This window comes from Mesorhizobium sp. WSM4906, from assembly GCF_029674625.1.
In the GTDB taxonomy this organism is placed as follows: Bacteria; Pseudomonadota; Alphaproteobacteria; order Rhizobiales; family Rhizobiaceae; genus Mesorhizobium.
In genome coordinates this window covers 6,585,979-6,603,926 of sequence record NZ_CP121355.1, presented here as the reverse complement: position 1 = coordinate 6,603,926, position 17,948 = coordinate 6,585,979, and the positions used below count along the sequence as shown (strand labels likewise).

Annotated in this window: 15 protein-coding genes; 8 read left to right on the top strand and 7 right to left on the bottom strand. The window is 64.8% G+C overall.

The genetic code is table 11. The features are described 5' to 3' along the window. Nucleotides 1-40: 40 nt before the first annotated feature. Complete coding sequence (locus QAZ22_RS31840) at nucleotides 41-1,378, top strand: MATE family efflux transporter (RefSeq protein WP_278204854.1); 1,338 nt, start codon at nucleotides 41-43, stop codon at nucleotides 1,376-1,378. Between the two features lie 60 nt (nucleotides 1,379-1,438). Here the strand turns inward: QAZ22_RS31840 and QAZ22_RS31835 are convergent, their stop codons facing one another. From QAZ22_RS31835 to QAZ22_RS31825, 3 genes are read right to left on the bottom strand one after another with little or no spacing between them, the layout of a single operon-like run. Then, nucleotides 1,439-2,401 carry a cysteine synthase family protein gene (locus QAZ22_RS31835; protein WP_278204853.1) on the bottom strand — a complete coding sequence of 321 codons (963 nt, stop codon included), beginning with the start codon at nucleotides 2,399-2,401 and terminating at the stop codon, nucleotides 1,439-1,441. 28 nt (nucleotides 2,402-2,429) lie between these two features. Then, nucleotides 2,430-3,503 carry a quinone-dependent dihydroorotate dehydrogenase gene (locus QAZ22_RS31830; RefSeq protein ID WP_278204852.1) on the bottom strand — a complete coding sequence of 358 codons (1,074 nt, stop codon included), beginning with the start codon at nucleotides 3,501-3,503 and terminating at the stop codon, nucleotides 2,430-2,432. Beyond that, a complete protein-coding gene (locus QAZ22_RS31825; protein ID WP_278204851.1) occupies nucleotides 3,500-3,850 on the bottom strand; it encodes a DUF952 domain-containing protein in 351 nt (116 codons plus the stop codon). Before QAZ22_RS31825 ends, QAZ22_RS31830 begins: the two co-directional genes overlap by 4 nt. Nucleotides 3,851-3,964: 114 nt before the next feature. Between QAZ22_RS31825 and QAZ22_RS31820 the strand changes: the two genes are divergently transcribed. Both QAZ22_RS31820 and QAZ22_RS31815 read left to right on the top strand, forming a co-directional pair. After that, complete coding sequence (locus tag QAZ22_RS31820; RefSeq protein WP_278204850.1) at nucleotides 3,965-4,402, top strand: hypothetical protein; 438 nt, start codon at nucleotides 3,965-3,967, stop codon at nucleotides 4,400-4,402. A gap of 119 nt (nucleotides 4,403-4,521) precedes the next feature. Beyond that, nucleotides 4,522-5,181 carry a response regulator transcription factor gene (locus QAZ22_RS31815; RefSeq protein ID WP_278204849.1) on the top strand — a complete coding sequence of 220 codons (660 nt, stop codon included), beginning with the start codon at nucleotides 4,522-4,524 and terminating at the stop codon, nucleotides 5,179-5,181. Nucleotides 5,182-5,197: 16 nt separating this feature from the next. Here the strand turns inward: QAZ22_RS31815 and QAZ22_RS31810 are convergent, their stop codons facing one another. Both QAZ22_RS31810 and QAZ22_RS31805 read right to left on the bottom strand, forming a co-directional pair. Continuing rightward, nucleotides 5,198-6,499, bottom strand: coding sequence for an MFS transporter (locus tag QAZ22_RS31810; RefSeq protein ID WP_278204848.1), 1,302 nt, complete (start codon nucleotides 6,497-6,499; stop codon nucleotides 5,198-5,200). Between the two features lie 130 nt (nucleotides 6,500-6,629). Continuing rightward, nucleotides 6,630-7,286: an O-methyltransferase gene (locus tag QAZ22_RS31805; RefSeq protein WP_278204847.1), complete on the bottom strand. Its 657-nt coding sequence runs from the start codon at nucleotides 7,284-7,286 to the stop codon at nucleotides 6,630-6,632. Nucleotides 7,287-7,374: 88 nt separating this feature from the next. Between QAZ22_RS31805 and QAZ22_RS31800 the strand changes: the two genes are divergently transcribed. Then, the gene (locus tag QAZ22_RS31800; protein WP_278208008.1) at nucleotides 7,375-8,010 is read left to right on the top strand and encodes a TetR family transcriptional regulator; all 636 of its coding nucleotides are present in this window, start codon (nucleotides 7,375-7,377) and stop codon (nucleotides 8,008-8,010) included. A gap of 20 nt (nucleotides 8,011-8,030) precedes the next feature. Here QAZ22_RS31800 and QAZ22_RS31795 read toward each other — a convergent pair whose 3' ends face one another. Beyond that, nucleotides 8,031-11,516, bottom strand: a complete 3,486-nt coding sequence (locus QAZ22_RS31795) for a PAS domain-containing hybrid sensor histidine kinase/response regulator (RefSeq protein WP_278204846.1) — start codon at nucleotides 11,514-11,516, stop codon at nucleotides 8,031-8,033. A gap of 248 nt (nucleotides 11,517-11,764) precedes the next feature. Between QAZ22_RS31795 and mscL the strand changes: the two genes are divergently transcribed. Both mscL and QAZ22_RS31785 read left to right on the top strand, forming a co-directional pair. Beyond that, a complete protein-coding gene (mscL, locus tag QAZ22_RS31790; RefSeq protein ID WP_278204845.1) occupies nucleotides 11,765-12,184 on the top strand; it encodes a large conductance mechanosensitive channel protein MscL in 420 nt (139 codons plus the stop codon). Nucleotides 12,185-12,296: 112 nt separating this feature from the next. After that, entirely contained in the window at nucleotides 12,297-13,463 is a 1,167-nt protein-coding gene (locus QAZ22_RS31785; protein ID WP_278204844.1) for a pyridoxal phosphate-dependent aminotransferase, read from the top strand. A gap of 331 nt (nucleotides 13,464-13,794) precedes the next feature. Here the strand turns inward: QAZ22_RS31785 and hemA are convergent, their stop codons facing one another. Further along, complete coding sequence (gene hemA, locus QAZ22_RS31780) at nucleotides 13,795-15,072, bottom strand: 5-aminolevulinate synthase (protein ID WP_278204843.1); 1,278 nt, start codon at nucleotides 15,070-15,072, stop codon at nucleotides 13,795-13,797. A gap of 375 nt (nucleotides 15,073-15,447) precedes the next feature. Between hemA and galE the strand changes: the two genes are divergently transcribed. Both galE and QAZ22_RS31770 read left to right on the top strand, forming a co-directional pair. Beyond that, on the top strand, nucleotides 15,448-16,443 hold the full coding sequence (galE, locus tag QAZ22_RS31775) for a UDP-glucose 4-epimerase GalE (protein ID WP_278204842.1): 996 nt from the start codon (nucleotides 15,448-15,450) through the stop codon (nucleotides 16,441-16,443). Nucleotides 16,444-16,657: 214 nt separating this feature from the next. Further along, a complete protein-coding gene (locus QAZ22_RS31770; protein ID WP_278204841.1) occupies nucleotides 16,658-17,914 on the top strand; it encodes a D-amino acid dehydrogenase in 1,257 nt (418 codons plus the stop codon). The last annotated feature ends 34 nt before the right edge of the window (nucleotides 17,915-17,948 follow it).

Below are 17,948 nucleotides of genomic sequence, written 5' to 3'. Positions count from 1 at the left end.
CGGCTCTTCGATCAAGCCGCAACAATTAAGGCAGCAGTCCTTGGACAAGGGTGCGACCGAGATCAACGCCGGATCCTTCAACGTCACCAATCGCTCGGTGCTGGCGATTGCGGTGCCGATGACGCTTGCCTATCTGACGACGCCGCTGCTCGGCATCGTCGATACCGCGGTGATCGGCCAGTTCGGCGACGCCGCCCTGCTCGGCGGCCTGGCCGCGGGCGCGCTGGTGTTCGACGTCGTCTTCACCACATTCAACTTCCTGCGCTCCGGCACCACCGGCCTCGTCGCACAGGCGTTCGGGCGCGGCGATCAATTGGAGGAACAGGCCGTTCTCTGGCGCGCCGTGCTGATTGCGGTCGTCGCCGGCGTCGTGCTTGCCGCCCTTGCGCCGCTCTTTGCGGTGGCCGGACAGTGGTTCATGGGCGCCGAGCCGCGCGTCAGCGCGGCGATGTCAGTCTATATCCGCATCAGGCTGCTCGCCGCTCCCTTCTCGCTCGTCAACTACGCCATATTGGGCTACGTGCTGGGGCGCGGCGAGGGTGGGCTTGGCCTTATGCTGCAGGCCGTGCTCAACGGCATCAACATCCTGCTCTGTTTCCTGCTCGGCCTCGAGCTCGGCTGGGGCGTTGCCGGCGTTGCCTGGGCGACGGTCACCGGCGAGTTCCTGGCGATGCTGCTTGGCCTAGCCATCGTGCTCAGCCGCTTCCGCAGGCTGGAGCGGCCGTCGCGCCGGCGCATCCTCGACCTGCCGGCCTACAGGCGCATGCTGTCGCTCAACCGCGACATCATGATCCGCTCCTTCTCGCTGCTCGCCGCCTTCGCGCTGTTCACCAGGCAGGGCGCGCAGTTCGGCACGGTGACGCTCGCCGCCAACGCCGTGCTGATGAACTTCTTCCTCGTCGCTGGCTATTTCCTCGACGGTTTTGCCACCGCCGCGGAGCAGTTGGCCGGCCGCGCCATCGGCGCGCAGGCGGCCACCCCTTTCCGGCAGGCCGTGCGGCTGACACTGATCTGGGGTTTTGGCCTGGCGGCCGTCGCCAGTCTTGTTCTGCTGACGGCCGGCGCCAATCTGGTGGCGCTGGTGACGACCTCGGCGGATGTGCGCGCTGCGGCCGACGCCTATCTGCCCTGGGCCGCCTTCACCGCGCTGAGCGGCGTGCTGGCCTTCCAGATGGATGGCGTCTTCATTGGCGCCACCTGGTCGCGCGACATGCGCAACATGATGCTGCTGTCGTTCCTCACCTTCAGCGCCGCCCTCATCACGCTGGCGCCGGCCTTCGGCAACAGCGGCCTGTGGGCAGCACTTCACGTCTTCCTTTTGGTGCGCGGATTGAGCCTGCTGGCGGTGCTGCGGCTCAGGGTATGCACGGCATTTTAGCGTCGGCCATGTCTTGGCATCGCCTATGTCGCCGAGGGCAGCGGGGGGCAGTGTTGCTTTTTAGCTCCAGAGGTCGGTCGATAGGTATTTCAGCCCGGAGTCGCAAACGACGATGGCTATCGTCTTGCCTGATTGATCGCCGTTTAGAAGACGCAGCGCAGCGGCCACATTCGCTCCGGAAGAGAAACCGCCGAAGATGCCTTCGCTGCGCGCGAGCAAGCGCGTGGCCTGACGTGCCTCGTCACCGGAAACCTGAAGATAGCCGTCGATCGGCGCGTTGTTCAGGAACGCCAGATCCGGCATGGCATAGCCGCCGCCTTGAATGGGGTGTTCGGGGCGGGTGACCGTCTCTCCCGCGGCGGCTGCGGCGCCCTCAGGCTCGACGATGAAGCACTTGATCAGGGGATTGCGTTCCTTGAGCGCCCTCGCTACCCCCGCATATGTTCCGCCCGAGCCGACGAAGTCGACGAATGCATCGACGGCGCCATCACTGGCGTCCCAGATTTCCGGCCCGGTCCCGTGATAGTGCGCAAGCCAGTTCCCGTCGCGATGGAACTGATCGGCGCGATACGCGCCCCGTTCAGCCGTCACCGCCCTGGCGGTCTGCTCGACAAGCGCCAGATCGCCACCTGATACCTGCCCCGGCATCGACCCTGGCAGTTGGTCCACCAGAATCACTTCCGCGCCAAGCGCCGTCATCATCCGCGCGCGCTCTTCGGAGTTGCCCTTCGACATCACTGCGACGAAAGGGTAGCCCCTGACCGCACAGATGATCGCGAGGCCAGTGCCCATGTTTCCGGAGGTCAGCTCGACCACCGTTTGTCCCGGTTTGATGGCACCGGATCTTTCGGCTTCCTCGATTATTCCAAGCGCCGCGCGATCCTTTTTTGAAAAGCCCGGGTTGAGGTATTCCAGCTTGGCGAGGATTCCGCCCTTGACGCCCGCCTGCGCCGTCAGCCTGTCGAGCCGGACCAATGGGGTTCGACCGATCGAGTCTACGACGGAGTTCAGAACCTCGGCCATCACCTGTCTCCTGGTTCGTGGGAATTCGTCAGAGTCGTCTGGACCAGTTTGCGCAGCCTGTATCGCGCAGCTCTCGGATCGATTTGAGCCGCTCGCGATCCGCGAAGCGCGCCATGCCGGCGACGATGCGGCCTGGCAGCGCCGGGCCGGCATAGATCATGCCGGTGTAGAGTTGGACCAGGTCGGCGCCGGCGCGGATCTTCTCAAGCGCGGTTTCCGCCGAGTCGACGCCGCCGACGCCGATGATGGCCATCTGCGGACCGAGCAGCTCGCGCATCCGGGCGAGCACCGCGGTCGAGCGCTCGAAAAGCGGCTTGCCCGACAGCCCGCCGGCTTCGCTCGCGAGGCTTGCGCTCCGCAACCCCGTCCGCGAGAGCGTCGTATTGGAAACGATGACCCCGTCGATAGTTTTCTCGACGACCTCGGCGGCGATGTCTTCCAATTCCGCTTCGACGAGGTCCGGCGCGATCTTGAGGAAGATCGGCGGCTGCGCCGACGCTGTCGCGCGCGCCGCAGTCACGCGCGACAGCAGCTCGCCGAGCTGCTCGCGCGCCTGCATGTTGCGCAGGCCGGGCGTGTTGGGCGAGGAGATGTTGACGGTGAGATAGGAGGCGTAGGGCGCGAAGCGGGTCACGCCGCGCTCATAGTCGCCGATGCGGTCGGCGCTGTCCTTGTTGGCGCCGATGTTGACGCCGACGATGCCGCCGCGGCCCTTGCGCGCCGCGAGCCGCTTTTCGGCGACAGCCTGGCCCTCATTGTTGAAGCCCAGCCGGTTGATCACCGCCTCGTCGGCCGTCAGCCGGAAGATGCGCGGCTTCGGGTTTCCCGGCTGCGGCAGCGGCGTGATCGTGCCGACCTCGGCGAAGCCGAAGCCGAGCTTGAGCAGCGCGTCCGGCACCTCGGCATTCTTGTCATAGCCGGCCGCCATGCCGAGCGGGTTCGGGAAATCGAGCCCGCAAAGCCTGGCCTTGAGTCGTGCGTCTTGGCTGGGAGGCGAGGCAACCGGCAGGCCGCATCTCAGCGCCGCGATCGACATGCCGTGCGCGGTTTCCGGATCGAAAGAGAAAAGCAGTCTTTGGCCGATCCGGTCGAGCACGCTCATTCGTCCTCCAGCGTCGGAAACCGATGCGAGCCGTCCGCGCCGAGCGGCAGCGGCTTGACCCAAAGAACGGCGTCGAGGTCGAGTGGAGCGTAGAGATGCGGGAACAAGGCGCCGCCGCGCGAGACTTCGTATTTCAGCGCCTCGCCCAGCCGCGCACCGTCGACTGCGATCAGAAGCAGGTCCGTCTGGCCGGCGAAATGCTTGGCTGCCGTCTCGCTGACCTGCGCCGCCGTCGAGAAGTGGATGAAGCCGTCGGCGATATCGATCGGCGCTCCGGCAAAGCGTCCGTTGCGCTCCGCTTCGCGCCATAGCGCCTCGGGCGCGATCTTGTAGATAATCTGAGACATTGTCGCGCTATAGTCCGAACCAACCATGGGGGAAAGGGTACTTGCGCACTCTTCCCCATTTCAGGCGCAAACCTGTGATATTCTTTGCTCAACGGCTCATGGAGGACGAACAACATGCGTCTGCAGCACATCCTGATCCCGGCGGCGCTTTGCTCGCTGGTTGCCGCGTCGGCCTATTCCGAGGAGACCGACCGCTATCGGCTCGAAAAGTCGGCCAACGGCTATGTCCGCATGGACACCCAGACCGGCGCGATGTCGATCTGCGAGGAGCGCTCCGGCCAGCTCGTCTGCAAGATGGCGGCCGACGAGCGCGCCGCCTTCCAGGAGGAGATCGACCGGCTGCAGAGTTCGGTCAAGGCGCTGGACGAGCGCGTCGCCAAGCTCGAGAATACGCCCTCCGCCCGGCTCGAATCCAACCTGCCCAGCGAAGAGGACTTCAACAAGACGATGAGCTACATGGAGCGCTTCTTCCGCAGCTTCATGGACATCGTCAAGGACATGGACAAGGAAAACGGCGACGGTGGCGCGAAGCCGGCTCCGCAAAAGACCTGATCTGGCTGGGGAAAAGCCTGCGCGCGGCCTTTGCTGCTTGAAAACGCGCCGCGCCGCCGCATAATTATTGCGATCCCGCAAGAAGCACATAACCAACGATGGGATCCGGGGAGGAATATTTGCCGCCGGGCCACACCTTCGTCATTGCCGACGACCATCCGTTGTTTCGCGGTGCGCTGAAGGAGGCGCTTTCCGGCGTCGGCGATGTCGCCGCCATCCACGAGGCCGGCGATTTCGAAAGCGCCAAGGCGCTGGTCCTTGCCAATGAAGACATCGACATGGTGCTGCTCGACCTTTCGATGCCTGGCGCCAGCGGCCTGTCCGGCCTCATCTCGTTGCGCGGCATCCATTCCTCGGTGCCGCTGGTGGTGGTGTCGGCCCATGACGATCCCGTCACCATCCGCCGCGCGCTCGATCTCGGCGCATCCGGCTTCATCTCCAAGTCGGCGAGCATGGAGGAAATCCGCGCCGCCGTGCAGGCCGTGCTTGCCGGCGACATCGCCGCGCCCGCCGGCGTCGAGCTCGGCATCGAGCGCGATCCCGAGATCTCCGATCTGATCAAGCGCCTGCAGGCGCTGACGCCGCAGCAGACGCGCGTGCTCGGCATGCTGGCGGAAGGCTTGCTGAACAAGCAGATCGCCTATGAGCTCGGCGTCTCCGAAGCCACCATCAAGGCGCATGTCTCCGCCATATTGCAAAAGCTCGGCGTCGACAGCCGCACCCAGGCGGTCATCCAGCTTTCCAAGATCGGCGGCGACCCGCTGCAGCCGGTGGGCTAAAGCCTCCCCTCTTGCTTCAAGTATATTCCTCCATCGCCGGGTCTGTTGACCAGGCCGCGCCATTCTCCGGCCTGGCGGTCTCTGCGTCGAAACCTGCCCCCGACGTCGCCCCGCCACGGACATGCCGCGCCCGTCCGATCGCCACGCCGAGGCCGAGCGACGCAATCGCCACCAACGGAATGCCGGTTGCCCATGGCAGGCGTGGCGCGAGTGCATAGAGCGCGGTGCCGATCGAGGGCCCGAGCGAGTCCTTGAGGTCGACCGCCACAGACGATGCCGCCATATAGGAGGCTCGCCTTGACGCCGGTGCAAGCGCGTTGACTGCAGTCGGGACGAGCGGCCCGACCAGCATCTGCGCCACCGAGCAGAGGCTCACCGCGGCAAGCAGCGAGAGCATCGCCGGCGAGGCAATGAGCAGGATAAAGGCGGCGATCGTCGAGAGCCCCGCGCCGATGGTCAGCCAGAGCGCGGATCGCGCCTCGGCAAAGCGGCTCACCAGCATCTGCAAGCCGACCGTCAGCGCGGCCGCATAGGCAAACAGCGCACCGACGCCGGATGGGGAAAGCGTGCCGGCGTCCTGCGCATAGAGTGGGATGACGGCCTCGATCCAGTTGCCGGAGATCTCGAACAGCACGACCCAGAGGAGCAGCTTTGCCAGGCGGCCGTCGCGGAAGGCCGGCAGCAGCGCCGACAGGCCTTCCTCTTCGTCGTCCTGATCGCCGGCTGTGCAAGATCCGCTGCCGACCGTCTCGCCAAGCGCCGCCAGCATCACGACCCCGCCCAGAACGAGCATGCCGCCGGCCGCGAGGAACACGGTGCTGAGCGACATGAGCGCCAGCAGGGCGCCGCAGGCCGGTCCGAGGATCTGCCCTGCGCTCGAGCTGACACGCGCCATGCCGAACCAGCGCGGATGCGCCGACGGCTCGGTGACATCGGCGATCGCGGCGAGGATGGTCGGATGCAGCACCGACTCGCACATGCCGGTCAAAATGAGCACGACCGCGGTGGCCGCAGCGCCGTGGACGAGGAACAGGGCGACGAAGCCGCACCCCACGCCGAACGACGAGAGGATCAGAACCGGCCGCCGGCCAATCCGATCGGCAACGCCACCAATCAGCGGCGCTGCGATGAGCTCTCCGCCGGCATAGCAGCCGAACAGCAGGCCGATCGCGCCGAGAGGGATGTCAGCTTCGCTGCTGGCCCAAAGCGGAAAGAAGGGCACCAGCGCGCCGTCGGCGAAGCCGGCGCAGAAGAACAGGAACAAGCCGAGCAGCGCCGGGCGCGGCAGCCCGCGCCAGGAGGACGAAAATGTGGTCATGATGTCACCTATGCGTCAAGGACCCGGGGCACGGGGCCCGAAGGCCGGGATGGCGCGTTGGCTGACGTGAACGCCTACGGCCACTCAACGAGCAGCGTGAGTTGGTTGGTCTGCTTGTGGCGGAGCTGGTTCAGCCGAGCCGCATCGACAGTTCGACGTCGTCACCGAACGGGGTCGACATGTACCCGCCTGCCGGCGAGCGCACCCGCTGCAGATATTCGGGCAAGAAGTCGGCATTGTCGGCGATGACCAGCGCGCCGGGCCTGAGCCGGCTCTCGACAAGGCTGAGGATCTCCGGATAGAGCGCCTTGGCGCCGTCGAGCAGCAGAAGGTCTATTCGGTCCGGCAAGTCCCTGCTCAGCGTCTCCAGCGCGTCGCCTTCGCGGATCTCGACCAGGTCGAGAAGGCCGCCTTCCGCCAGATTGGCCTTGGCGCGCGTCACCTTGGACGGCTCGAACTCCGTCGTGATCAGGCGGCCGCCGCCATTGTCGCGCAGCGCCGCGGCAAGGTAGAGCGTCGAGATGCCGAACGAGGTGCCGAACTCGACGATGATGCGCGCGCCGGTGCTGCGCGCCAGCATGTAGAGCAGCGTGCCGGTCTCCGGCGAAACCGCGAGCCAAAGGTCCTTCAGGCTGCCGTAGAAATCGAGATATTCGGTCTTGCTGCCGAGCAGGCGCGCCCGTTCCTCCTGCGAGTACCGGGCCATGGCGGGGCTGGTCGCCGAGGCGGCTTCCTTGAACAGGCGGGCGAGCAACGGCGCGAGCGGGGTTGCGGTCAGGGTGGTCATGGTCGGGCTCCAGTCGAATGCGTTCTTGTGTTGCCTGGAAAATACGAATAATCCTTCAGGTTTCCAATTCGCATTCCCGAGCGCTGCCGTGGTCCAACGCCCAAATCCTTCAATTTCCACTCGAAAACAGCCCAAACAGGCCCGGGCGACGGAGCTCGTCGCGGCGATTTTGCAGGCAGCCGCTCAGGTTTTGGCGAGCGAGGGCGCGCAGCGTTTCACCACCACGCGCGTCGCCGAGAAAGCCGGCGTCAGCGTCGGCTCGCTCTACCAGTACTTCCCCAACAAGGCCGCGCTGCTGTTCCGCCTGCAGAGCGACGAATGGCGGCAGACGACCGACCTTCTGTGCGGCATTCTCGAGGATGTCGAAAAGCCGCCGCTCGAACGGATACGCGTTCTGGTGCACGCCTTCATCCGCTCGGAATGCGAGGAGGCTCCGCTGCGCGTGGCGCTGAACGACGCCGCGCCGCTCTATCGGGACGCGCCGGAAGTGCAGGAGGCAAAAGCTTCGGCGGATCGCACGGTCGAGGACTTCATGCGCGCGGCATTGCCCGCCGCCTCGGACGCTGTTCGCACCAGGGCTGGCGAGCTCATCATCACGACACTGGCGGCAGTAGGACCGGATTTCTCGGCAAGCCGGCGAACGTCAGCTGAGATCGAAGCGTATTCGGACGCACTCGCCGACATGTTCTGCGCCTATCTCAAAAGCCTCGGACATCAAGACTGAGATAAGTCCCACCAGCGACGTCACTCCGCCGCTGGCGCCAGCGCCCTGACACGCGCCATCATCGAGCGCAGCACGGCCGGCTTCAGCGGCTTGTTGACCACGGCAATGTCGAGCTTGCCTGCGGCGGTGCGCACCTCGCTGGAACGGTCGGCGGTGACCAATACGCAAGGCAGGTCCTGGCCGTAAGCGGCGCGCAGCCTGTGGATGGCGTCGAGTCCGGTGCTGCCGTCGAGATGGTAGTCGGCAAGCACGATATCGGGCCTTCGCGCGCCCGGCCGTACGAGGTCTCCCGATCCCGAAGCCGTATCGACGCTGCAGCCCCAGCCTTCGAGCAGCAGCCGCATGCCATCGAGGATGCGCGCGTCATTGTCGATGCACAGCACGTTGAGCCCGGCAAGCGAGGATGCCGCGCGCGCGGGCGTCTTGGATATCTCGCGCGGCGGCGTCACGACCGCTGCCACCGGCAGGATGACGGAGAAGCGCGTGCCCTTGCCCGGATTGGAGAAGATACGGATTTCGAGCCTCAGCACCCTGGCGATGCGGTCGACGATGGAAAGGCCGAGGCCGAGGCCTTCGGCCTCGCGCGCGCCTTCGTCCAGCCGGGTGAATTCGTGGAAGACGGTGTTGAGCTTGTCGCCGGCGATGCCGATGCCGGTGTCGATCACTTGGATCTCGGCCAGTTCCCCACGCCGTCTGACACCGACGAGGATGCGGCCGTCTCGCGTGTATTTGATGGCGTTGGAGACCAGGTTCTGGATCAGCCGGCGAAGCAGGTTGCGGTCGGTCATGACACCGAGGGAAGACGGCATGATTTTCAGGCCGAGCTTCTTTTCGGCGGCGAGCGGGCGAAAATCATTGCCGATCTGGCCAAGCAGCCCGCCGAGGCTGAAGGCAGTGTCTTCGGGCTTCAAGGCCCCCGCATCGAGCCGCGAGATGTCGAGCACCGCGCCGAGAATGGTCTCGACCGACTCCAGCGAGGATTCGATGTTGATGGCGGCCTTGCCGGCCGGACCCTTGCCGGCCTTCTCGATCAGTGAAGAGCAATAGAGCCTGGCGGCGTTGAGCGGCTGCAGGATGTCGTGGCCGGCGGCGGCGAGGAAGCGCGTCTTGCTGAGGTTGGCTTCCTCGGCCAGCATCTGCGCCTGCGCCAGCTCCTCGTTGACGCGGGTGAGCTCGGCGGTGCGGCTCCGGACCCGCTGCTCGAGCGACTCGTTTGCCCGCTTCAGCGCCAGGTCCTGTTCGACGCGGCCGGAAATGTCGGCATAGGTGGCGACGATGCCGCCGTCCGGCATCGGGTTGGAGCGCAGCTCCAGGATACGGCCGCTGGTCCTGAGCTCCATCTGCCAGGGGCTGACGAAGCTGGTCAGCCGGTTGAGCATCGTCACCCGCAGGTCGGCGGGGATGTCGCCGCGCTCGGCGAGGTGGCGCAGGATCTGGTCGAGCGACACGCCGACCTGGCCCATCTCGTCCGGCAGGTCGAACAACGCCCGGTATTGCCGGTTCCAGCAGATTAGCCGGAAATCGCGGTCGAAGACGGTGATGCCTTGCTCCATCTGGTCGAGCGCGATCTGCAGCAGGTCGCGATTGTGCTGCAGCGCCTCGGTGGCGTCGTCGAGCAGCCGGAAGGCATCCTTGGAATCGCGGTCGTTGCGGCGAAAGAGCAGCGACAGGATCAGCCGCGCCGAGGACGAACCGACCGCGCTCGCCAGCAATTGCTCCGAGAAGCGGATGACATCCATGCTGGCCTGTTCCTTGCCGTGCAGGGAGACGTTGGCGTTCTTCTCGAAGGACTGGAAGGAACGCTCGGTGCGCTCGACGCCGAGATAGCGGGAAATCGTGTCTTTGAGGTCGTTGACGGTGACGGCGGTGCGGAAGCGGCGCAGGCTTGGCATCGGGCCCGCCTCGCGCGGCACGAAGATCGCCGCCTGGATGCGCTCCAGCGGCACGGATGCTCGAGATAGCGATCCGAGCACGAAGAACAGCGTGTTGATCGACAGGCTCCACAGAACGCCGTGGTTCAGCGGCTCGCCAACGGTGCCGAACAGCGCCTGGGGCCTCAGCGCCTCGAAGCCGAACAGACCATGGACGACGATCTCGGAGCCGGGACCGACGAGCGAAGGGAGCAGCAGCGTGTAGCTCCACGCCAGAATGCCGGCGACCATGCCGAGCGCGGCGCCCCGGCCGTTGGCGCGGCGCCAGATCAGCCCGCCGATCAGCGCCGGCGCGAATTGGGCGATCGCGGCAAACGACATCAGCCCGATCGAAGACAGCCGCGCGCTGTTGGTGCTCTCGCGGTAGTAGAGGAAGGCGATGAACAGCATGATGAAGATCGACGCCCGCCTGACGTTCAGGATCAGTGTCGACCAGTCCTCGTTCTGCGAGGACGTGGTTTTGAGCAGCCGGCGCACGAACAGCGGGATGACCAGGTCGTTGGAGATCATGATCGACAGCGCCACGCTCTCGACGATGACCATGGCGGTCGCCGCCGACAACCCGCCGATGAAGGCGGCCATGGCGAGCACGTCATGGCCGCTGAACAGCGGCAATGACAGCACATAGAGGTCGCTGCTGGTCCTGGTGCCGACCAGCGACAGGCCGGCAAAGGCGATCGGCAGCACGAACAAGTTGATCGCCACGAGATAGAGCGGGAACACCCAGGTCGCGGTGCGCAGCTCGGCCTCGCTGCGGTTCTCGACGATGGTGACGTAGAACTGGCGCGGCAGCATCAGGATGGCGAAGCCGCTCAAGGTCGTCAGCACCAGCCAGGTGGCCAGGGAGGTATTGTAGCCCATGGCCTGGCGCACCGCGGCATTCGTGGCGAGCGTCGCCAGCATGTCGCCGGGGCCGCCGAAGATCAGGAAAGTCACCATCAGGCCGATGGCGAGGAAAGCGGCGAGCTTGACCACGGTTTCGACCGCCACCGCCAGCACCAGCCCGTCCTGGTGCTCGGTGGCATCGGCGTGGCGCGTGCCGAACAGCACCGCAAACAGCGCGAGCAGCATCGCGACCACCAGCGAGATGTCGCTGACGAATGGATCGAAGGAAGGCGGCGATCCCGTATAGTGCTCGATCATCAGGCTGACCGAGCCCGAGATCGCCTTCAGCTGCAGCGCGATATAGGGCACCGCTCCGATCGTGGCGATCAGCGTCGCGATCGCCGCTACGGCAAAACTCTTGCCGTAGCGGGCGCCGAGGAAGTCGGCGATCGAGGTGATCTTCTCGCTTTTCGCCAGCCGGACGATGCGGTTCAGCAGCGGGAAGCCGAATACGAAGACCAGCACCGGGCCGGTATAGATGCCGAGGAATTCGAGGCCGCGCTCGGAGGAGAGGCCGACCGAGCCGAAGAAAGTCCAGGAGGTGCAGTAGATGGCGAGGCTGAGCGCATAGATGAAGGGTCGCGCACGGCCGAGCCCGGCTGCCACCGAGCGCCTGTCGCCGACGCTGGCGATCGCAAAGAGCAGCGTCACATAGGCGATAGCGATGATGACGACGAACCAGCCTTGCATGGTTCGAACTTCCTCCCTGACGGGCTCCTCGCCCACTTTAGACGCAACCACAGCTTGGAGCCCAAGTCCATCGCGGCTTTCGACGCATATGTGGTTGGTGACGCCTGCAGAAATACGAACCGGATAAATACAAACCGGTGGCTTCGCCCTTTTTCCGGTTTTGCAACTGGGAGTTTTTGTTATTGTGATTTGGGTCGGCGCCGGAGAGCCGGGGCGGCAGCACGACCGGTCATGGCAAGGAGGGTCGAATGCTGAAGGAATTCCAGGAATTCATTTCCAGGGGAAATGTGATGGACCTGGCCGTCGGCGTCATCATCGGCGCGGCCTTCTCCAAGATCGTCGATTCGCTGGTCAACGACATCATCATGCCGATCGTCGGCGCGATCTTCGGCGGGCTGGACTTCAACAACTATTTCTTTGGACTGTCCTCGAACGTCCACTCGGCCACGCTGGCCGATGCCAAGAAAGAGGGCGCCGTTTTCGCCTATGGCAGCTTCATCACAGTGGTGCTGAACTTCCTGATCCTTGCCTTCATCATCTTCCTGATGGTCAAGATGGTGAACAACCTGCGCAAGCGCCTTGAAGGCCAAAAACCGGCCGCTGCCGCAGCCCCGCCGGCGGATGTCCAGCTTCTGACCGAAATCCGCGACCTGCTCGCTAGGAAGTAATCTCAAGACAGAACACTCTGGACCAAAACCCCGGCCGCTCGCGGCCGGGGTTTTCTGTTTGCGGCTGTCGTAAAAGACGTTAGCAGTCGTGGAAAACCGGACGGATTCCTCCATGACCCTGATCCAGACCTTGCGCACCGAGGCCCGCGCCGCGCCCGAAAGCGGCATTGTCGCCGTCGTCAACCACGGCCGTTTGCGTGAAGGCCTGATCCCGCTGTGGGCCGGCGAGGGCGACCTGCCGACGCCTTCCTTCATCAGCGATGCCGCCGCCCGCGGGCTGGCCAATGGCGAGACCTTCTACACCTGGCAGAAGGGCATTCCCGAGCTCAGGCAGGCGCTCGCCCGCTATTACGCCAGGCATTTCGGCAAGCGCTTCGCCGAGGAAGAGTTCATTGTCACCGCTTCCGGCATGCATGCCATTCAACTCGCCATCGACGCGATTGCGGGCAGCGGCGACGAGGTCGTCTATCTGTCGCCGGCTTGGCCGAATTTCGCCGCCGCCGCCGGCGTTGCCGGCGCCGTCCCGGTTGCGGTCACGCTCGACCAGTCCGGCAATGGCTGGTCCTGCGACGTCGACCGGATCGCGTCCGCCGTCACGCCGCGGACGAAGGCTCTGTTCATCAACACGCCATCGAACCCGACCGGCTGGACCGCAGACAAGGAAACGCTGAAGGCGATCCTCGATCTCGCCCGTCAAAAGGGCCTTTGGATCATCGCCGACGAGATCTATTCGCTGTTTCACTATGGGCACGGCCGCGCGCCGTCCTTCCTCGACGTCGCCACGAGCGAAGACCGTATCCTGTTCGTCAACAGCTTCTCCAAGAACTGGGCGATGACCGGCTGGCGCGTCGGCTGGATCAAGACCCATCCGGCGCTGCAACAGGTGTTCGAGAACCTGATCCAGTATTCGACCTCGGGCGTCGCGCAGTTCATGCAACGCGGCGCGGTGGCGGCCCTCGACGAGGGCGACGCATTTATCGTCGAGCAGGTCGAGCGTGCACGCGCCGCCCGCGACCTCGTCTGCGATATATTGGGTGCCACCGGCAAGGCGCGCTTCACCGTGCCGGAAGGTGCGTTCTATCTGTTCTTCAGGGTCGATGGCATTACCGATTCCCGCGCCGCCGCCTTCGACATCGTCGACAACGCCAATGTCGGTCTGGCGCCCGGAACTGCCTTCGGCCCGGGCGGCGAGGCCTTCCTCAGGCTATGCTTCCACCGCCGCCTCGATCAGCTCGAGGAAGCGGCGCATCGCCTGGCGAAGTGGATGAAGACGGTGTGAGGTCGCAATCGGGCGGGAAGTGTTTGTTTGCGGACCCGTTTTCTGCACCGCTTCGTTCCTAGGCAGACGTAACGGCATGGATTCTAGGGTCTGCGCGCGTCGCTTCGCTCCTTGCTACGCCCTAGAATGACGACCGAAGGACGGCCTCGGACAATCTCCAACGTTTGCGATTATCGGCTGACGAAATGGACGTCGTCATGCTAGGGCGAAGCAGTCGCGAAGCGACGTCGCGGAGACCCTAGGATCCATGCCGTGACTTAGCAGCGTCGCAACGTTGGAGAACGAGGAACAGCGACAAGCGGAGCGCGGCCAGCGCCCCGACAGTTGCAAGTCAGCCGCCTGACTTCGGCACCAGGAGCGGAATGATGCGGTCGCTCTCGGCGACGGCGGGGCGGCCGGCGGCGCCGTAGGGGATGCCGAGCGCGTCCCAGGTCTCGACCAGCGCGTCCTGCAATTCGGCGATCAGCGCGTCCGAATGGAAGGGTGTGGGCGTGATGCGCAGCCGCTCGGTGCCGCGCGGCACCGTCGGGTAGTTGATCGGCTGGATGTAGATGCCATGGACGCCGAGCAGCCGGTCGCTGGCCATCTTGCACAGCTCGGGATCGCCGACCAGCACCGGCACGATGTGGGTGGCCGATTCCATCACCGGCAGCCCGGCCGCGGCAAGCACCTGCTTGGTTCTGGCCGCCTGGCGCTGCTGCGCGTCGCGCTCGGCCTGCGAGCGCTTCAGATGCCTGATCGAGGTGGTGGCCGCCGCCGCGATCGCCGGCGGCAGCGCGGTGGTGAAGATGAAGCCCGGCGCATAGGAGCGCACCGCGTCGATCACCGCGCTCGCGCCGGTGATGTAGCCGCCGAGCGTGCCGAAGGCCTTGGCCAAGGTGCCCTCGATGATGTCGATGCGGTCGGCAAGCCCCTCGCGCTCGGTGATGCCGCCGCCGCGCGGCCCGTACATGCCCACCGCATGCACCTCGTCGATATAGGTCATGGCGTTGTAGCGCTCGGCGAGCTCGACGATCTGCCGGATCGGAGCGATGTCGCCGTCCATCGAATAGACGCTTTCGAACACGATCAGCTTGGCGCGCTCGCGCCCTGCCGCCTGCAGCAGGCTTTCCAGATGCGCGACGTCGTTGTGGCGAAAGATCTTCTTTTCGGCGCCGGAGCGGCGCACGCCCTCGATCATCGAGGCGTGGTTCAATTCGTCGGAGAAGATCAGGCAGTTGGGCAAGAGCCTGGCAATGGTCGAGATCGAGGCCTCGTTGGAGACGAAGCCGGAGGTGAAGACCAGCGCCGCCTCCTTGTCGTGCAGGTCGGCCAGCTCATGCTCGAGCTCGACCAGCGGGTTGGAGGTGCCGGAAATGTTGCGGGTGCCGCCGGCGCCCGAGCCCATCTTGCCCGCCGCGATCTGGAAGGCGGCGATCACATCCGGGTTCTGGCCCATGCCGAGATAGTCGTTGGAGCACCAGACGGTGATTTCCTGGGCGCGGCCGTTGCAACGCCAGATGGCGCGCGGAAACTTGCCCACCATGCGCTCGAGGTCGGCGAAGACGCGGTAGCGCCGCTCCGCATGGAGCTGCTCGATCGCATCTTCGAAGAACCGCTGGTAATTCATGTCGGCTTCCCAATTTTGCGGCGGATCATAGTCACTGCCCCATGCCGCGTCCACCGGACCCAACCGGTCAAAATGCCACGCCCAAGGCCTGTTCCTAACGATGTCGGATCGTGGCCTATTCCCGACTGTCTGATGCAGTTTTGTTTCAGTACGATGCCTCGGACGGGAGGAACTGTTACGGACTTAACATTCAGGGAGGCTAATGCATATCGCCCAAAAGTGCACAGCGGCTTTGGGGAACGACATGCATCGAAACAAAACGTAAAGCGCGTCGACTGTATCCATTTCGACGCGCTTTAATGGGCTTGCGGCGGGGTTTCCAGCACGGTGGCTGTTGAGACAGTTTCCGATAAATCTTGATCAGCGAGGTATAAGATGACGGTTTTGGTGACGGGCGGTGCCGGCTATATCGGCAGCCACATGGTCTGGGAGCTTCTCGACGCCGGCGAAAGCGTCGTCGTGCTCGACCGGCTTTCCACCGGCTTCGAATGGGCGGTGGCGCCCGAGGCGAAGCTCGTCGTCGGCGACGTCGCCGATCGCGAACTGGTCGGGCAGATCATCCGCGAAAACAAGGTCGACGCCATCATCCACTTCGCCGGCTCGATCGTGGTGCCGGAATCGGTCGCCGATCCGCTCGGCTATTACGAGAACAACACCTGCAAGACCCGCACTCTGATCGAAACCGCAGTGCATGAGGGCGTGCCGCATTTCATCTTTTCCTCCACCGCCGCCGTCTATGGCGGCGCCGGGCTGGAGCCGGTGCGCGAGGATGCGCGTCTGGCGCCGGAATCGCCCTACGGTCTCTCCAAGCTGATGAGCGAATGGATGCTGCGCGACGCGGGGCTCGCGCATGACATCCGCTACACGGCGCTGCGCTATTTCAACGTCGCCGGCGCCGATCCCAAGGGCCGCACTGGACAGTCGACGCCCGGCGCCACGCATCTGATCAAGGTCGCCTGCGAAACCGCGCTCGGCAAGCGGCCCTTCATGCAGGTCTTCGGCAAGGACTACCCGACGCCGGACGGCACCTGCATCCGCGACTACATCCATGTCAGCGATCTGGCGGCGGCGCACCGGCTGGCGCTGCAGCGGCTGCGCGAAGGCGGAGAGAGCCTCGTCGCCAATTGCGGCTACAGCCATGGCTATTCGGTGCTGGAGGTGATCGACAGCGTGCGCCGCGCCTTCGGCCATGATTTCGATGTCCGCATGGGTGATCGACGCCCGGGTGACGCCGCCGCGGTGGTCGCCAATTCCGACCTTGCCCGCAAGGAATTCGGCTGGACGCCGCAGCGCGACGATCTCGACCAGATCGTCAGGGATGCGCTGGCCTGGGAGCGTATTTTGACCGGCAAGAACTCGGCGCGGAGCTAGAGCAATTCCAGGAAAAATGCGTAGCGGTTTTCCGTCCGGAATTGCGTCAAAACAAAGAGATAGAGCGGTTCGCCGTTTCCGTGAAACGGTGAAATGCTCTAGCCACGGCAAGCTGTTGGGCCAAGGGCTCGCAGAGCGCCTTCATACGCGGTATTGAGGCTCGTTCAGGGCGGTGCGCCGATATGCACCGCTGGCATGATCCTCGAGGGGCGGTATGAAGGTCCTGGTGCTCGGAGCCGGCGTCGTGGGCACGGCGGCTGCCTACTATCTGGCTGAAGACGGTCACGAGGTGACGGTGATCGAGCGCCATGAGGCGGCGGCGCGCGGCACCAGTCAGTCCAATGCCGGCCTTGTCTCGCCTGGCGATGCCACCGCCTGGGCCTCGCCGGCGGCGCTGAAGACCTTCCTGCGCGGGCTCTGGAACCATGATCTCGGCATCAAGGTCAGGCTGCGCCTTGATCCTTATTTCTATGCCTGGAGCCTGCGCTTCCTGCGCGAATGCACGGTTGCGCGGCTGCGCGCCAATACCAACGTCAAGCTCCGGCTCGCGCTCTATTCGCGCCAGTGCATCAATGCCCTCTCGGACGCGACCGGCATCCGTTACGACGAGCGCAAGAAAGGCATCCTCTACTTCTTTCGTTCGCAGAAAAGCCTGGACACCGGCACCGACAACTACCGGTACCTCGGCGAGCATGGCCTGCCGATCGAGATTGTCGGCCGCGACCGGCTGGTCGAGCTGGAGCCTGGCCTCGCCGGCGTGAAGGACAAGATCGCCGGCGGGGTCTATTCCCCGATCGACCAGACCGGCGATTCCAAGCAGTTCGTCGACAAGCTCTCCGCCTATGCGGCCGAGAAACTCGGCGTCAAATTCATGTTCGGCACGACGGTCGAAGGTCTCGATATCGAGGGCGACCGGGTGCGCGCTGTCATGACCTCCGCCGGTCCGGTCACGGGCGACGCCATAGTCATCTGCATGGGGCCGGAAAGCGGCCTCATCGGCCGCCGCTACGGTATCGACCTGCCGGTCTATCCGGTGAAAGGCTATACCGCGACCATTCCGCTGGACGATGAGAGCAAAGGGCCGACCATGGGCGGCGCGGACGAGGACCGGCTGATCGGCTATTCGAGGCTGGGCAATCGCTTGCGGATGTCCTCGACGGCGGAATTCACCGGCTTCGACCGTTCGTTCAAGCCGCGCGATTTCAAAACCATCCTGGACACCGGCAAGGACCTGTTCCCGGGCGCCTTCGACGAGAAGAAGGCTTTGTTGTGGGCCGGCTTAAGGCCGATGATGCCGAATTCGGTTCCTATCTTCGGCCAGGCGAAATACCGCAACCTCTATCTGGATACCGGCCACGGCCATCTCGGGTGGACCATGGCCTGCGGCTCGGGAAAATTCCTGTCCGACCTTGTCGCCGGCCGCAAGCCGGAGATCGACCCGAGCGGACTGCTTTACGGGACGGCGGGCTGAAATGCGTCTAGTCGCTTATGCCGGCGCTGCCCCT

Bases quoted from the DNA above. Each gene is read 5' to 3' on its own strand.
- QAZ22_RS31835 (WP_278204853.1), bottom strand. From the start codon at position 2,401: ATGGCCGAGGTTCTGAACTCCGTCGTAGACTCGATCGGTCGAACCCCA.
- QAZ22_RS31830 (WP_278204852.1), bottom strand. From the start codon at position 3,503: ATGAGCGTGCTCGACCGGATCGGCCAAAGACTGCTTTTCTCTTTCGAT.
- QAZ22_RS31825 (WP_278204851.1), bottom strand. From the start codon at position 3,850: ATGTCTCAGATTATCTACAAGATCGCGCCCGAGGCGCTATGGCGCGAA.
- QAZ22_RS31820 (WP_278204850.1), top strand. From the start codon at position 3,965: ATGCGTCTGCAGCACATCCTGATCCCGGCGGCGCTTTGCTCGCTGGTT.
- QAZ22_RS31810 (WP_278204848.1), bottom strand. From the start codon at position 6,499: ATGACCACATTTTCGTCCTCCTGGCGCGGGCTGCCGCGCCCGGCGCTG.
- QAZ22_RS31805 (WP_278204847.1), bottom strand. From the start codon at position 7,286: ATGACCACCCTGACCGCAACCCCGCTCGCGCCGTTGCTCGCCCGCCTG.
- QAZ22_RS31795 (WP_278204846.1), bottom strand. From the start codon at position 11,516: ATGCAAGGCTGGTTCGTCGTCATCATCGCTATCGCCTATGTGACGCTG.
- mscL (WP_278204845.1), top strand. From the start codon at position 11,765: ATGCTGAAGGAATTCCAGGAATTCATTTCCAGGGGAAATGTGATGGAC.
- QAZ22_RS31785 (WP_278204844.1), top strand. From the start codon at position 12,297: ATGACCCTGATCCAGACCTTGCGCACCGAGGCCCGCGCCGCGCCCGAA.
- hemA (WP_278204843.1), bottom strand. From the start codon at position 15,072: ATGAATTACCAGCGGTTCTTCGAAGATGCGATCGAGCAGCTCCATGCG.
- galE (WP_278204842.1), top strand. From the start codon at position 15,448: ATGACGGTTTTGGTGACGGGCGGTGCCGGCTATATCGGCAGCCACATG.
- QAZ22_RS31770 (WP_278204841.1), top strand. From the start codon at position 16,658: ATGAAGGTCCTGGTGCTCGGAGCCGGCGTCGTGGGCACGGCGGCTGCC.